A 16002-nucleotide genomic window follows, 5' to 3' on the forward strand; every position below is an offset into this window, starting at 1 on the left:
TGCGGATAAATTATCGACCGAGAAAATGTTTAGACTTCAAGCAGCCAGCAATTGTATTTAAAGAAATGGCATTGGCTGCTTGATATTAGCGAGTGTCGCACTTCGCAGTTGAATTCGGGGGGATAAACACTATCAATTTAAAGATACAGGCCGCTTTATTTTTGAAGAAGGTTCAAATTTAGACACGCTATTTGCACAGCGCTTTCGTGAAGAAGTGTTTAGCCACGATATTCGACCTCCAATTTGTTTTGGACGCATTGCGATTACCGAAGAACAAGAAGAAAAACTGGCAAATGAAGTGTACAACAAATTAATTGAGTTTGATGTTCAAAATAAAACCAGTGAAAACAGTCAACGCCTAAAAAACGTTTTACTCACTTTTACACCTGGTAATCAGATATTTTTGGCTGACACAATTCCGAATATTAATGGCGATTTATTAAAAGCCATTACTGTCGCTAAAGAAAAATAAAAGAATAATTATCGGAAGCTTGTGCTTATTTAGTGCGAGCTGGGCTTCTGCACACTAAAAACACTCATTTATATAAATGAGAATATAAAAATAACGTAAATAATAGGGAAAAGTATGTTTAAAAAGAGCACACTTGCCATTCTGATCGGGGCTACTATTTCGCTTGTTGGATGTGGTTCCAATGATAAAACTGAAATCCGTTTACCACAGGCGCCAACTTCGGAATTTACTAACGTGATTGATCGTACTGGTAATCCAACTTACCTGCGTGATTACGACAGTTATTCGAACCTGAAGTACAACGCGTTGACGGATAACGGCGCGTGGCATGGCCATTTGCTACCTGAAGATGCGGCGGGTTATGGCGCTTTCGGCGGTATTATGCAAGTGACGCAAGAGTACGCGCATTTTATGTCTGGCCAAACGTTCGACAAGCTCACGTTGACCGACAAAGTGAGTGGCCAAACTTACGACTTATCGAACGCAGAAGCGAAAGTCTATTCCATTCCAGGTGCGTTAGTGCAGGTGTTGGACTTGGAGGATATTCACGTGCAAATGGTGCTGCGCTTCGTAACTGATCGCTCTTCGCTGGTGGAAACGCTCATCACTAACAAAACTGATCGTGATATGAACTTGGCGTTGGAGTGGGACGGCGAGTTGGTGAAATACGCGCTGTCGACGCGCAAAGACCAAACCGTTGCGCAGTACTACCCAGATTACAAGCGCCAGATTTCGACCATCGAGAACGGCATTAAAATTAACTTTAGCGAGATGAAAGACAACTGGGCGATCCGTAATGATCGCGATGCCGAGTTCCGCATTACTCGTTCTCTACCGACGAAGACGTTCACCAACGAAACCTCATTCAGTTCTACCGCGGAGATGAGCCCACCAGCTGAGCAAACATCGGCGGTTTATACGGCGTATTCTAACCTGCACAATGCGAAAGAAGTGCAGTCAGAATCGTTGAAATTGCAAGATGTATTAGCGAATCCAACTCAATACATGGAAGCGTCGAAAGCGCGTTGGGACGGCTATTTAGCGAATGGTCTCATTAACAAAGAAGCGACAGCAGACCAAGCTCGTGTGGCCGTAAAAGCGATGGAAACCCTAAACGGTAACTGGCGCTCTGCGGCGGGCGACATTGAACAAGCGACAGTCACACCATCGGTCACTGCTCGTTGGTTCTCTGGTAACTTAACGTGGCCGTGGGATTCGTGGAAACAAGCGTACGCGATGGCGCATTTCAACCCAGATGTTGCGATGGACAACATTCGCACGGTATTCCAAGAACAAGTTCAAGCTGATGACAAGATTCGTCCGCAAGACAAAGGCTATTTGCTGGATGTGTTGACGTACACCAAACCTGTTAGTCGTGGTGGTGCTGGCTCTGAAAACTGGAACGAACGCAATACGAAACCATCGTTGGCGGCATGGTCTGTGATGGAGGTGTATCACGCTCTCGTGAACCAGTTTGATCGCCCAGAAGACGCGCAAAAATTCATTGATGAAATGTATCCGAAGTTGGTGGCATACCACGATTGGTGGCTATCAAACCGCGACCACAACCAAAATGGTGTGCCTGAATACGGCGCGGCAGTGGACCCAGCACACAACACGGAAGAAGGCGTGATGTACGTTTGGGTAGAAACGCGCGATCCTAACTTCACGACAATTATTCCTGCAGAAGACATCATCGAGCAAAACGGCAATTCTTATAAAGTAAAAGGCATGGCGTCTTACAATAAGATTCTCGATGAAGTGGATTACATGACGATTCACGTCGGCGCACAAGAAGCGGCGGGCTGGGAATCGGGCATGGATAACGCGGCTCGTTTTGGTTTTATCTACAATATCCACAATATGAATTCGCAAGCTGAAGACATCAGCAACCCAGACAGAAATGTGGATCAACTTGGTCGCTACGCGGCAAGTGCGTACGGCTTTGATAACAGCATCAAGCTGGAAGGCGAAGAGTGGGTGTACAGCAATACGTCAGCGGAAAACTTAGCGAAACTCGATCTAGCGAAGAAAGATTGGGAAGTTCGTTTTGCAGAAAACCGCACCAACAATAACGCTGCGGACGGCGAGCTGCTTGGCTTCTCTATGCTGCAAGAATCGGTGGATCAAGCCTCTTACATGTACTCAGACAACAAATACTTAGCGGAAATGGCGAAGTTGGTGTCCGATGGCGTAGAAGGTAAAGATCGTGCGCAAGAATTCCTTAACGGCGCAGAAAAAATCAAGACGTACATTAACCAATGTATGTTTGATGAAAGCACAGGATTCTTCTACGACATTCACTTAAATGTGGCTAAAGATGGCACTACTCCTGCGCCTCTTGCAAATGGTTGTGCGGGTTTGCCGATTGTAGAGCGTGGACGTGGCCCTGAAGGTTGGTCGCCGCTGTTTAATGGTGCAGCAACGCAAGAGCATGCCGATAAAGTGATCGCGGTGATGCGTGATCAAGACGAGTTCAACACGCCAGATAAATTCCAAGGAACGGGTGTGCCTTTGCCGACCGCATCGCAAACTAACCCTGCTTACGGTAAAGATGTGTACTGGCGTGGTCGCGTGTGGCTAGACCAAGTGTACTTTGGCTTCCGTGCGATGGAAAACTACGGCTACAAAGAAGAAGCGATTGCGATGGCGAATGAGCTGTTTAACAACGCAGAAGGTATGACGGGTGACATGCCAATCCGTGAAAACTACAACCCAGAGACGGGCGCGGTACAAGGTGCGTCGAACTTCTCTTGGTCTGCGGCGCATTTGTACATGATGTACAACGGATTCTTCAAAAACTAGATCGCACACATTAGGCGCTTTGGATGACCCCCCTAGTATTCGTAGCGCTTAACGAACGATAATTCAGTGATAAATAAGACAAACCGGACTGTATTGGCAGTCCGGTTTTTTTATGTCTCTTGTCACACAGATTTTAGTGCTGGGTCAGGGCGCGTTGCCAAATCGAAAGCATCTCTTCACTAAACAAGTAAAAGCGCATGTCGAGTGCCGCGTATTCCGGTCTTTGGCAAACGGCCATCGCGACTTCTGCTGCTTCTTGGGGCGGGTAACCATACACTCCGCAAGAAATCGCAGGCAGTGCCACACTTTGGCAATGCTTGTCGAGCGCGAGATCCAGCGAACGTTGATATGCAGATTCCAACACCGCTTTTGGATCGGCGAATTTATCGTAAATCGGGCCAACGGCATGAATGACGTAACGCGCGTTTAAATTGCCAGCCTCAGTAATGCGTGCGTCACCAAACGGGCATCGAATACCGTCGACATCATCAATGGCATAACACGCATTGATAAGCGCAGGCCCTGCTGCGCGATGAATGGCACCATCGACGCCACCTCCGCCGAGCATTCTCGGGTTTGCTGCATTCACGATGGCATCGACATGTGCGGTGGTGATGTCGCCTTGGACTAACGAGATCGCGTTCATTTTTTTGTGCCTTCTACAATGATGAGAAACAAATGGTCAGTAACACAGTTAAGTGTAGCTTACTCATCAATCACTTGAGGTTTTAACTCGACGACATTTCCTTCCGGATCATGTATATAGAGTGATCTACCGAACCCTTGTGCGCCATACCGCTTCGCAAACTCTTCGGTTTCAATGCCGTTCGAACGCAGATATTCCAGTATTTCATTTTCGGAAAAAGGCGCTAGTTGCAGGCAAAAATGGTCAATATTACGACCATTTTGAACTGGTGGCTTTCCGCCAAGTTGCCCTAACTCGCTGTCCACCGTCACCACATCAATCAATGCGTTACCAGCCCTGAGCTGGGTTAAACCAAGCTCCATTACTTCGCGCTCGACAGGGCAGCCCAAAATATCTCGATAGAAATGCAACATGGCGTCGAGGTTGCACGTTCTTAACACGACATGATCAAGGGCTTGGATTGCGATTGGGTTGTTGGTGGGCATGTTTCACTCCTTTTGTGCGGTTATGGAAAAGTATACGACCTGAACGTCCATATTGATCGTTAAGCCATTTTTAACATATGCGCATTTAGTCATAAAGAGTGCGTTTAAGAAGAGAGAAAGAGTGTTTGGCGAAACGCCTTGATGTGTGACCGAGTCAGGCGTTTAGGCCTGTAGCAAATTGGTCACGCGCCCAAGCTCGCAAACATTGATGGGAAGTGCTGGATTCATCTCGTTTATGGAAAATCAGTTTATAGCTGACTGGCTCGGAAAACATTGGAGTTTGAATGACTTGCAGATTCAAAGCCGATTGCCATTTCTGCGCCAAAGACAGGGGAAGCACGCCTAAGCAATCGTGTTTCGCTACATAGAGCATCATGCCAGAGAGCGATGTTGCCATCATTTCCACATCACGCTCTTGCAGCCCTGGCTGGTGAACTTCGGTGTCGCTAACTGGGAAGTCTTCGTCTCCGACAAACCGACAGTGCTTTTCAGAATAAAACTGTTCTTGTTCGATTTTTCCTGCGATACGTGGGTGATCTTGACGACAAATCACCACCATTGGCTCTTCAAAAACTGATTCACTGATAAATGATGGGTCATGAATGGTCGTTGGGCTAATAATCAAATCGATCTGTTTAAGTCGTAGATCATTCAATAACGAAGGTAAATCCGTATCGGCGCAAATGCTGATCGTGTTGGTTGGTGTGATGCGGTAGATCAGCGCTTCGTTACAGCTCAGGCGGAAAGTGCTTTGATCGGAAATGGCATCATTGATCATCGCAAACGCCTGATGAAATTTAGGTAGCAACTGATGCGCTACAGAAGTGAGTTTGATTTGTCGCCCATCCTTCACAAATAACGATTTGTTGGTTTCTTTTTCCAAACGCTTCATGGATGCGCTAATCGCTGGCTGAGTTAGCCCTAAGTGCTCTGCGGCGCGAGAGTAAGATTGATATTCAGCAACAATTAAAAAGGTTTGGATTAGATTAAAATCCATACGATACCTAAATAAAAATAATCACTAGATTCAGTGGGTGGCTCTTTGATTTTTGGGCTAGATGTTCGCCCTAGACACCCACCTTGAAATAAGCCTCCTTAACGCACTTACGAGCTAAGGAGGCGACAGAGCAGTGGTTCGTTAAAACGAATTATTTAACTACTTTGATTTCAGGCATTTGATACTCACCACTTTGGATTGCATCGTCTGCGCCGTAGAAACGCATGATGGCGTAGAACGGTTTTTCAGGTACTGGCAAGAAGTTTGGATCGTCTGCACGGCCTTTCTCGTTCGCACTCATGTAAATGGTGTAGTAACCGTCTTTGTCCGCTTTCATGGTTCGGTCGCCACGACTGTGACGGTTTAGGTCATTTTTCGCCATCAAACGGTTGTCGTTGCCGTAAATAGTAACAGACCAGAACTCACTGACGTTCGGCGCTTTAAAGCGCATCACGTAATCATGCTTCGAACCATCCAGTTTTTGACCAGTGCTGTCGAAATCTGATTTACGGTAAGACGCTTCGATAGGTGGTAAGCCCCACTGACCAAGGTAAGTACCTTCTGCAAAAATATCGCGTGGCGCATCACCCAAGGTATCGCGTGTACCAAGCAACGTACGAGCATCTGTCATTTTAGGTGCAAGTTCGACGAGGTGTTCCATGCCTTTCTTCTCACCAACTTTTGCCAGTTTTAGCTGCTCAGGTGTGAAGTCAGTTTTGCATGGTTCAACGCCGATAGATTGGTATTTGTCCAACCACTGTTTGTCTGCATTGCCCATCGAGCCATCACATAGCGCGAAGTTCACGCGTTCAAGCCATGTTGAATTTTTTGGATCTGGGTACGTTCTTTGTACTGGTTTTGGCCCGTTCTTACCTAAATATTCCGATAGGGTACGAATGTTCCATTGGTCCATGTAGTTAAGCGCGACTTTCGCATCTTCGTCATTCACTGCCATGATGCGACCCATCAGCTTCACAAGGTTGCTGTCTACGCGAACCACTTCGTCGACAGAAGCTGGCACTTCACCTTGCCAATCTTGTGCTGCAAACATGAACTGGCCGCCTTTTGTGCCGCGAGTACGAGAACTGAACGCTGCGTTGGTGTAGTGGCCCATGTCCATTGTATGCAAGATCCAGTAACGGCCTTCATCCATATCAGGCACGCTCACAATGACAGGTTCTGCAGCAACATCTAACCAGCCCATAAGGTGAAGCGTATCGTTATTAATGGTTGGGTGAGCGGTGTAAGAGTCATCAGCTAGAGCACGAATATTCTGAAAGCGGTTGAGCGGATAGTTGTTTTCTACCGCCGTGTGATAGAAAAACTTGTACGCTTCATCGATAGAGTAGCCGTAGATATAAGCATCTTCTGCAAGATCAACATTGGTGTTAGCCGCAAATACAGAGCTGGCTCCTAGCGCTGATAATCCCAATAGAGTAACGAGTAATTTTTGTTTCATGGCTGGTTTCATCCATTTGTTTGTGAGGATATGTTTCCAGCTAAGCTTAGTCGTTCACCCGTTTATTACAGAAATGAATTGTGAGTATTTAGTCTATATCAAAAGTGATATGCTGTGAGAAAAGCTAAAGAGATAACGTTGATGAACTTTGATTACAATTTGCTCAAGGTGCTTGCGGTGATTCTTGAAACACGCAACACCACAACGGCTGCGGAGCGTTTGTGCACCAGCCAGCCTGCTGTGAGCCGAAGCTTGCGTAAAATTCGGGATTTGTTTAACGACGACATTTTAGTGCGTAAGGGCACCAATATGGAGCTCACGCCGAAAGCCGAAGAGATCAAAGCGCAGCTTTCTGGGATCATCAACGACATCGACAAGCTGGTGAATGTTTCTCATAGTTTTGATCCTGCGACCGAAAGCAGTGTTCTGCGTGTTGCGATCAACTCGTCCATTGCACAATGGTTTTCTGCCGCGTTTACTCAGCTGCTAGCCAAGGAAGCGCCGTTTATGAACTTGGTGATCGAAGACTGGACGGAAACCACGCCAGACAAAATCGATGCGGGTGAAATCGCTTTTGGTATCAACTATTTCCCTATGGAGTTGCCGAAGCATCTGGTTCAGAAAAAAGGCGGGCGGGACGACTTTGCTCTGGCCTGCCGTGCGACGCATCCGCATGGTGGCAAACGCATGTATTTGGATGACATTTCAGAGTACGCGTACGCGGTTCACATCATCCAACATTGGAATGAAAAAGAAGATCACATCTCGCGCTTATTACAGCCTTTTTCAGTTGTCCCAAGAATTCAACTGCGTACCACGCACATCAACACCATTTTGAATTTGGTTGCGGATAGCGATGTGCTGTTTCCTTGTTCGCGTCACTTGATCAATCAGTTAGATAAGCGTTTTTCTTTTATCGAATTTGATGATGCGCTGCCGAAATTAGAGGGTAACTTCGGTTACGTTTACAGCGTAAAGCGCCGCAATGATCCGTTGATATTGTGGGTTAACAATACCGTTGAATCGTTGATGAAGTCGTTAGGCATTGAGTCGTAACAATGGTTGGTAAAACGGTTTGAACAACCGGGTTCGATAACGCATTGATCCCGGTTGTGTTGCTTGATGCAATTACTCGTATTCAGAAGCGTAAGTTTCTTCATAAGTGTGCGAGTAAAGCTCGAACAGGTTGCCGAATGGGTCTTCTAGATAGACCATTTTCGCAGGCTTGTTATCGTCTTCTGGGTGGTAACGCATGATGTCCATACGCACTTTGCCACCCAACGCTTCAGTGCGCTTGATTGCATTTTCAAAGTCGTCTGTCTGCAAACAGAAATGGAAGATACCGATGCGAGAAAAATCCACTTCATGGCGCTCTTGACGCTCTTTCATTTCAAATAATTCAAGTCCGATGCCATCGCTTGTCACTAGATGCGCAATGTTGAAGCCTTTAAAGCCCTCACCAAAGACCGCAATACACATTCTGCCAATTGCGGTTTCGCGTTCTTCAATCACTTTCGTGTTACCCATAACGACTTTTAGACCAAGCGCTTGCGTGTAAAACTCAACCGCTTTATCCATATCTCCGACCATAATACCGACATGATTCATTTTCATTTGTTTGCTCCCAACATGTGTGCTTAAACGTTGTCTTTTTTTGATGTGGGAGAGTATATGGTGCGGTTTTAATTACATGAAATTATCATAAATTATAAAAATAATAATTTTATCCAATCAACATGAGCGGGGTTCGAGCTAATTGGCTAATGCCTCAATAGCTTGCTGTACCGAGGTGAAGTGAATTTTGATGATGCATCTTTGTGCGAGACTAAACTCATGCGACTGGATGAGTGACGTAACTTCCTCGACGGACAGAGTGCGTTCTTCCGGTTGTAAAACGGTGGTGTTCGAATCGTTGTATTGCAACCCGAACGTGTTGCCATTTGAGTCAATTACGTAATCATCTGGCCCCCAAATGAGCGCTTCGCATTCGGAATCAAGATCGGCATGAGAACGCAAATAGATAAGTTCATCGTCGCCATCGAGTTTCAATAAACATGGCCATGTAACCATGGGGCCTCCAGTGTAGTGGCTAAAATTGTTTCAATGTCTGAAAGGGCAAGGTGAGCGCTGGCATTCAAGGTGTTGACTTTAAACCGCAGTCAAAAATTACGTGTGTTGAGCAATAATCGAAAACAGCTCGTCAACCGTTCTTGCCACGTAATCTGGTTGCACGCTCCAATGCTCTGGCATCGCGCCGCTGTACGCTGCTGCAACGGCAATCACTTTACTTTGGCCACCCAACTGCTGTTCGATGTTGCGTGCGAATTGCGTGTCGGCTTCATGGTCACCGATGTACATCAGCTGTCTATTTTCTGCGTGACCAAAAATCGACTCAACGCATTTGATGCCACTGTACGCATCGGGCTTTTGGTGCCCGTTCGAGACGTCATCATACCCGACGATGGATTTAAACGGCGCGCTGATGCCGTTGTCGGACAGCACTCGACGAATATTGCTTTGTGAGTTTTGAGAGCAAATGCCGTGAGGCAGCTGCACAAACTCTTTAATAACGCCATCAATGCCTTCAAACAGGGTTACTGGTGTTTGGTTTTTCTCTTGATGCTCTGCCCATAAACCGCCAGCTTGCAGCATTTCATCATGGGACATGCCGTAGTAATCCACGTAGAGCTCTTGCCAGTTTTTCGCCGCGTGGTTTGCGTAGTGATAGTTGGCTTCTGAATGGAGATATTTCGGTAAATTATCGCCAGTTAAATGCGGGGCAACGATGGATAAGATCGCTTTGGTGATGTCGATGTTTTTCGGTACAGAGTTTACGAGTGTCCCATCGTAATCCCACAATATGGCGTCTAATTTCATTCAACGTTCTCGTTGTTATTGATGGTTAAAAACTGGAACCGGGTTGCTGCAAAAATGCTAACTCTTCAGGTGTGCTTTCTCTACCCAAGATGGCGTTGCGATGTGGGTAACGTCCAAATTGGTCGATGATGGCTTTGTGTTTTAGCTCAAAATCGTAGTTATTTTCAAGCCCTGATGCGCGAAACAATTTCTCAGCTTCGACATGAATACGTCGAGATTCGCTGTGCATAAACGGCATGTACAAAAAGCTTAGCTGCTCAGGCGCTAATTCTTGATCGTGTCCTAACCGAATTGCTTCTTGAGCCAATGCTAATGCGAGCGGGTCTTGAGCAAATGCTTTTGGGATGTTGCGATACACATTACGTGAAAACTGGTCGAGGACGATGATTTCGGCCAATCGTCCTTGTGCGCTGTCACGCCAATTAAACAGTTCACAACGAGCGGCTTGTTCTAGTACCGAGGCAAATCGTGACGCAATATGTTTGTCCAGTTCTGGGTTGTTTTCAAACCAGTTTTGAGGCGTTAGCTCCTCGAACCAGAACTTGATGATTTGTTGATGCATGGCGCTTCCTTTTATTGTGCCTTAATAGCAAAAAGCCAGAAGCGTGGCTTCTGGCTCTTGGCGTGTTATCGACCGTAAGTCTCTACGATGTAACGTTCAAAATCGTCACACATTTGTTCGTCAGAGATGGCGTTGCTTGCCAGTTCTTTACTGCCGTCGACGACTTTAATCGTCGCGTTCAGTGAAGCGACTGGTGCTCGTTCTCGTGTTGCAAGTGAGTCGATTTTCTTCTGCTGCACTTCCCACGCCTGTTCTGGGGATAGGTTACACACGTCTGCAAGGTACTTGGCGTTAAAGCCTTCACCAGTCAGGCTGACAATGGTTTCGTTGTGCGACAAGTGATTGCCTGCGTGCCAGTAGTGTTTTGCCAACAGTGGGCCAATTTCTGGGTTATCCGTCAGATAGCCAAACTTCTCAAGGAAGTATGCGCGGGTCTGATACACCGCCATGTGCGCGAGTAGATAACCTTGATACGCACAAGCCGCTTCGTCGGATAGCAAATGTGGAATCGCCATCAGTGGGCGAGGGCTGCATTCCAAACCAAGGATCTGTTTTTCACAATCGCGAGCCAGCTTAGTGATGCGCTCTGGCGTTAACTCGTCATCGCTAAGTTGATATAACGCGCGTTCAAAGTACGGCACAACCAAGATGCTACGTTCTTCATAAGCTTTGAATGGCTGACGACTGTTGATCATCGCTTGAATGATCTCATCAGGAACCGGATTCCCTTCATCATCCAGTGCGTATTGTTTTAGCCAATCGGCATCGGTTAACAGGCTGTCACAGAACATCGACTGAGTTTCTGCATAAGCCATCGACGTTGGCGCAAACTCCTGTGAAAAACAAGGCGCGTTCATTTTTACGTTCGCAAAGTGTGCTGCGTGGCCACCTTCGTGGAACAGCGTGTTAATGCCGTCGTAGCCGCTGCCCACTTGGTCTGGTTTGGCATTGCTGGTAAAGTTCACCTGCGCAGCGACCCATTCGCCTTGATTGTAGAAAGAAGGGATCGGGCCGTGGCAGAACCCGTTCGGGTACTTACCTTTGCGGTCTAACAAATCCAGCGTTAGCGTCGCGCCAGAGTAATCAATATTCAGACGACCAAACGATTCTACCCAGCGTCTCAGAGATTTAGAGAACGGCACGTATGGGTCAAGGTCACGCATGACGTCACCCGCGAACGAGTAAACAAAGTTGAAGCCAGTGAGTGCGCTTGCGCCTTTCTCTTTCGCCAAGTTTTCTAAGCTGTTTAGGTGCGCATCTCGCGTGCGTTGTTCGAAATCTTCCAAAATCTCGAATAGCTGCTCAGAGCTCATCTTTTCCGTTTTTTGCACGGAGTAATCAAAGAAGGTCGCATAACCCAGTGAGCGAGCGAACTGGTTGCGCAGTTTGATCAGTTCTATAAAGCCGTTTTGCAGTAGCCATTGTTCAAGGTTCAGCAACGCTTGGTGAGCCGATTGGCGAACTTCTTCATGATTGTTGGTGCGAATGGTTGAGCTCAATACTGGCAGTGAACCTTCCACTTGTTCGCCGTTTTCATCGGTAAACGTTTGTACGTGGTTCTGTTTTTTCTCGAACAGCTCAGCTTCAAAGGCAATGAGCTGATTTTTCAACGCTTGTGCTTTTTCGCCCTCGATTGCGTGAGATTCAAACATCGCCAGCCAACCAGAAAGACCCGTAATGGTTTGCTGTTTCTCTTGTGGGTCGGTAATTGAGTCCGCGGCTTCAAGCTGTTGTTTGATGGCAGTAATTTGCTCGGCGTTGCTTAAAAAGCTTGTCCATGCGGTTTGTGCTTGCGTCGAGCCATCATGGTCATCGCTGATCCCCATGTAAGTTTCCCAAAAGAAATCTTCTTTGGTGCGGTGAATCGCGAGGTAACGTTGATTGAGGTCGTTGAGATAATCCGTTGCGGTCATTTTGATCCTTCAAATGGTTGGGAGTAGACCCCTAATTATTGCACGCTTGTTGATAATAAAGGAGGGACAAATTAATTTGCTGGTAGTGTACTGCGTAAACGTGATTTTACTATTTGTTTACATTTTAATGAGTTAGCAAGAGTTGTTACGCGTTCGGAGTGCGCAGTGTTAAGGCTGGCACGGGTTTTACAGTTCATCAGTTAATTAATCTGCGAGGCGCTCTCGATGATCTTTGTCATGTGTAATAATATTTCTATATCGCGGCAGTACATATGGAAACGATATGATAAATAAGACAAAAGTTACGCTATTGGCGCTAGGTACGATTTTGGTTGGATGCTCTTCTGTCACGCCGCCAAGAAATGATGCGGTCGAGAACATTCAACAAAAGTGCTCTGTAATTTTAAGCAGTGATGTTTCAGGTGAACAGCGCTGGCAGACATACAACGGCTTGCTTGTAGAATATGCTGTGCATGGCATTAAAACTCAGGCGCAGTTAGAACGCTTTGAAGCGTTTGTGCAGCGAGTACAAAATGATGAATCTGGACAGTTAGTTACCGAGCTGATTGAAGTCACCGATTGGGGATGCTCAAACGGCAATTATCTTGAAGAGATGGGCTTGTTTATTCAAGAAGTTCAAAAGTAAAAAACCGAGCGTTAAGTCGCTCGGTTTTTCTGTTTATGGAGCGCTTTGTGCGCTGGCCCGTCAGGACGTTTACTCCTCTGGGTACTCGCCCATACCTTGCGTTTTACCTTCCGCTTTCCAATGCTCACCGGGGTCAAATGCTTCATCGCATAAATCTACGGTGTAGCCCATTTCTGTGATTTCCTTTAATGTGAGGTTATCTGCAATTTTTGCGACTTCACCCGATTTATTACGTAATTCCATGTTGTTTCCTCCTCTGTAGGTAGACGAGCGGTATCGATGCACAGTGACGAATGCATCGGTGACCTTTGTTCTAAGTATATAACTCTCAGCTCAAAATGAGGGTTTAATCCATTTTTATCGTGTGGTTAATTGAGTAATGCTTTGAGCTGCTTCAGTTATTTTTAACTGCATCATCGCGACAGTTGGCTATTTGTGATTTATTGAACGATTAAATTGTCAATCTGGAAAATCGAAATGGTTATTCTCGACCACTCCCTAGCACAGCAAATTGTCGATCGAACCATGTCCATCATTGGTCACAACGTAAATGTGATGAACTCAGCAGGCATCATCATTGGCAGTGGCGATCCCAAACGCGTTGGGCAAGTGCATGATGGCGCGGTATTGGCGTTGAATCACGGCGATTCACTAGAGCTGAATGAGCAGCAATGCTTGACGTTGCAAGGTGTCAAACCCGGAATCAATATGCTGTTGAAATTGCATGGCGACGTGGTCGGTATTGTTGGTGTGACAGGCGAGCCCGAGAAAATTCGAGATTTCGCCAAGCTGGTCAAAATGACCGCTGAACTAACAATCGAGCAAGCCGCGCTGGTGGAAAAATTTCAGTGGGACAGACGTCATCGCGAAGAGTTTATTCTGGCTTGGATCAATGGCAAATTGACCGATGAAGAGCTGAAAGATTGGGCGATGCGTCTTTCTATCGATGTGACTCAACCAAGAGTGGCAACGGTGATTGAAGTCTCGACGCCGTCCGCTTCAAAAAGCATGAAGAGCGTGCGCAATATTGTTGAGCTGCTTGAATACCCAGAGCGTAACAACCTGGTTGCGATTGTCTCGGTGAATGAAATTGTGGTGTTGAAACCGTGTCATTCCGCCAAGCAGTGGGATAGCCAAGTTGAAAGTGAGCGCATTGATAAGTTGATGTCGCGTTTAAGCGATCACGATTCGCATACGTTTCACATTGCGCTAGGGCAGCTGTTTAATGAACCTAAAGATGTCGCGTTGTCATACCAAAGCGCGAAGCAGGTATTAGCCATTGGCAAGCAGTTCTACCCAGAGAAACGTAAGTACCTGTTCGATGAACTTCGTTTGCCTGTGCTGTTGGCGCCGTTGGCGGATATTTGGCAAGGTGAACAAATTATTGATGGCGTGAAACGGTTGAAAGAGAAAGACAAATCCGGGCAATTATTGAAAACCCTAGATGCGTTGTTTGAATGCAATGGCAATGTAACAGAATGCTCTAAAATGCTGTTTATTCACCGGAACACTCTGCGCTATCGGTTAGAAAAAATCACCGAGATAACAGGGCTGCCAACCACCAATTTTGTGGGGTTAGCGGAGCTTTATATTGCGACTCGGCTCTCAAAAATGGCTTGATATTGTGCATTTGCACAATACGCGTCATTTTTTGACCACATCATTTGTCACTCCGCCTAAAGGAATTCGAAAGCAAACGATTAATAATTCATGCGTCCCTACATGTTGAGTGAGCCAACACGGACTCGCTCAGCAAAATAAGAATAAATGGAGTTATCATGAACCTTATATTAATCCTGCTTGGGGTGATCGCATTTATTGTGCTCACGACCACCAAATTCAAATTACATCCCTTTTTAGCGCTGATCATCGCAGCGTTCCTTGCTGCATTTGCTTACGGCTTACCGGCAGATAGCATTGCCAAAACCATTGCTTCTGGCTTTGGCGGCATCCTTGGTTACATTGGCTTGGTTATCGTTTTAGGTACCATCATCGGTGTTATTTTGGAAAAAAGTGGTGCGGCGATCACCATGGCCGATACGGTCATTAAAGTGTTGGGTGAGCGTTTCCCAACATTGACCATGAGCATCATCGGTTACATCGTTTCTGTTCCGGTATTTTGTGATTCAGGCTTTGTCATTCTGAACTCGCTCAAAGAATCACTCGCGAAGCGTTTAAAAACCTCAAGCGTTGCAATGAGTGTGGCGTTGGCAACTGGCCTATACGCAACACATACGTTTGTGCCGCCAACTCCTGGCCCGATTGCCGCTGCGGGTAACTTAGGCCTGGAATCTAACCTTGGTTTAGTGATTGGTGTGGGTGTGTTTGTTGCAGCAGTTGCGGCGTTAGCGGGTATGTTGTGGGCGAACCGATTCCAACATGTAGAACCAGATGGCATTGAAGCTGCAGAGGAAATTCAGCATGACTGGCAAGCACTCAAAGCGTCTTACGGCCAACTACCAACGGCGAGCCAAGCATTCGCTCCTATTTTTGTTCCAATCTTATTGATCTGTTTTGGCTCTATCGCGAAATTCCCAAGCTTACCGCTAGGCGAAGGTTTTGTGTTTGATGTTCTGACTTTCTTAGGACAGCCACTAACGGCGTTGGTGATTGGCCTGTTCCTTTCTGTTCGCCTACTCAAATCAGACAACAAGATTGAAGAATTTGGCGAGCGAATCAGCCAAGGTATTACGGCTGCTGCGCCTATTCTTTTGATTACCGGTGCGGGTGGTGCATTTGGCGCGGTATTAAAAGCAACGCCGCTAGGTGAATACTTGGGTACGACGTTATCGGCGCTGGGCGTGGGTATTTTCATGCCATTTATCGTTGCGGCTGCGCTAAAATCGGCGCAAGGGTCATCAACGGTTGCATTGGTGACCACATCGGCTTTGGTTGCGCCTATGCTTACGCAATTGGGGCTCGATTCAGAAATGGGCCGCGTATTAACGGTGATGGCGATCGGTGCAGGTGCGATGACGGTTTCTCATGCAAACGACAGTTTCTTCTGGGTAGTTTCGCAGTTTAGTCGCATGTCGGTGGGCTTAGCGTACCGCGCGCAAACCATGGCTACGCTCGTTCAAGGTGTCACGGCAATGGCATTGGTGTACATTTTGAGCCTCGTTCTCTTATAAGTCTCTGGA

15 protein-coding genes and 1 pseudogene are annotated in these 16002 nt (G+C 46.6%); 6 read left to right on the plus strand and 10 right to left on the minus strand.

The annotated features are described in order from the left end of the window. Positions 1 to 115: 115 nt before the first annotated feature. Positions 116 to 472: pseudogene (locus NL645_RS22055) on the plus strand (transcriptional regulator); the annotation flags it as partial. A gap of 114 nt (positions 473 to 586) precedes the next feature. After that, positions 587 to 3277, plus strand: a complete 2691-nt coding sequence (ygjK, locus tag NL645_RS22060) for an alpha-glucosidase (RefSeq protein ID WP_253652408.1) — start codon at positions 587 to 589, stop codon at positions 3275 to 3277. 133 nt (positions 3278 to 3410) lie between these two features. On the opposite strand, the gene NL645_RS22065 is transcribed toward ygjK, so the two are convergent. From NL645_RS22065 to NL645_RS22080, 4 genes are all read right to left on the minus strand, one after another. Next, entirely contained in the window at positions 3411 to 3923 is a 513-nt protein-coding gene (locus NL645_RS22065) for an O-acetyl-ADP-ribose deacetylase (protein ID WP_253652409.1), read from the minus strand. A 59-nt stretch (positions 3924 to 3982) separates the two neighbouring features. Beyond that, a complete protein-coding gene (locus tag NL645_RS22070; RefSeq protein ID WP_005391937.1) occupies positions 3983 to 4408 on the minus strand; it encodes a VOC family protein in 426 nt (141 codons plus the stop codon). A gap of 154 nt (positions 4409 to 4562) precedes the next feature. Next, complete coding sequence (locus NL645_RS22075) at positions 4563 to 5405, minus strand: LysR family transcriptional regulator (protein ID WP_253652410.1); 843 nt, start codon at positions 5403 to 5405, stop codon at positions 4563 to 4565. Positions 5406 to 5556: 151 nt separating this feature from the next. Further along, the gene (locus tag NL645_RS22080; protein WP_253652411.1) at positions 5557 to 6864 is read right to left on the minus strand and encodes a DUF1254 domain-containing protein; all 1308 of its coding nucleotides are present in this window, start codon (positions 6862 to 6864) and stop codon (positions 5557 to 5559) included. Between the two features lie 141 nt (positions 6865 to 7005). On the opposite strand from NL645_RS22080, the gene NL645_RS22085 reads away from it, so the two are divergent. Beyond that, entirely contained in the window at positions 7006 to 7920 is a 915-nt protein-coding gene (locus NL645_RS22085; RefSeq protein ID WP_006740978.1) for a LysR family transcriptional regulator, read from the plus strand. A gap of 72 nt (positions 7921 to 7992) precedes the next feature. Here the strand turns inward: NL645_RS22085 and NL645_RS22090 are convergent, their stop codons facing one another. The 5 genes from NL645_RS22090 to NL645_RS22110 form a co-directional block, all read right to left on the minus strand. Next, the gene (locus tag NL645_RS22090) at positions 7993 to 8478 is read right to left on the minus strand and encodes a VOC family protein (RefSeq protein ID WP_021450371.1); all 486 of its coding nucleotides are present in this window, start codon (positions 8476 to 8478) and stop codon (positions 7993 to 7995) included. Positions 8479 to 8616: 138 nt separating this feature from the next. Next, positions 8617 to 8934 carry a DUF4144 domain-containing protein gene (locus NL645_RS22095; protein WP_025545365.1) on the minus strand — a complete coding sequence of 106 codons (318 nt, stop codon included), beginning with the start codon at positions 8932 to 8934 and terminating at the stop codon, positions 8617 to 8619. Positions 8935 to 9030: 96 nt separating this feature from the next. Beyond that, entirely contained in the window at positions 9031 to 9741 is a 711-nt protein-coding gene (locus NL645_RS22100; protein ID WP_023623092.1) for an HAD family hydrolase, read from the minus strand. Positions 9742 to 9766: 25 nt separating this feature from the next. After that, a complete protein-coding gene (locus NL645_RS22105; protein WP_253652412.1) occupies positions 9767 to 10303 on the minus strand; it encodes a DUF924 family protein in 537 nt (178 codons plus the stop codon). Between the two features lie 65 nt (positions 10304 to 10368). Further along, positions 10369 to 12216: a M3 family metallopeptidase gene (locus NL645_RS22110; RefSeq protein ID WP_253652413.1), complete on the minus strand. Its 1848-nt coding sequence runs from the start codon at positions 12214 to 12216 to the stop codon at positions 10369 to 10371. Positions 12217 to 12499: 283 nt separating this feature from the next. On the opposite strand from NL645_RS22110, the gene NL645_RS22115 reads away from it, so the two are divergent. Beyond that, positions 12500 to 12862, plus strand: a complete 363-nt coding sequence (locus NL645_RS22115) for a hypothetical protein (protein ID WP_047009761.1) — start codon at positions 12500 to 12502, stop codon at positions 12860 to 12862. Between the two features lie 69 nt (positions 12863 to 12931). On the opposite strand, the gene NL645_RS22120 is transcribed toward NL645_RS22115, so the two are convergent. Further along, positions 12932 to 13105: a hypothetical protein gene (locus tag NL645_RS22120; protein ID WP_005391896.1), complete on the minus strand. Its 174-nt coding sequence runs from the start codon at positions 13103 to 13105 to the stop codon at positions 12932 to 12934. Between the two features lie 234 nt (positions 13106 to 13339). On the opposite strand from NL645_RS22120, the gene NL645_RS22125 reads away from it, so the two are divergent. Together NL645_RS22125 and NL645_RS22130 are read left to right on the plus strand one after the other, a co-directional pair. Continuing rightward, positions 13340 to 14482 (plus strand): sugar diacid recognition domain-containing protein, encoded by a 1143-nt coding sequence (locus NL645_RS22125; protein ID WP_017447025.1) that lies wholly within the window; start codon positions 13340 to 13342, stop codon positions 14480 to 14482. 158 nt (positions 14483 to 14640) lie between these two features. Next, complete coding sequence (locus NL645_RS22130; RefSeq protein WP_046875581.1) at positions 14641 to 15993, plus strand: GntP family permease; 1353 nt, start codon at positions 14641 to 14643, stop codon at positions 15991 to 15993. The last annotated feature ends 9 nt before the right edge of the window (positions 15994 to 16002 follow it).

The organism is Vibrio sp. Y51_MX_L26 (assembly GCF_024181935.1).
GTDB lineage: Bacteria > Pseudomonadota > Gammaproteobacteria > Enterobacterales > Vibrionaceae > Vibrio > Vibrio diabolicus.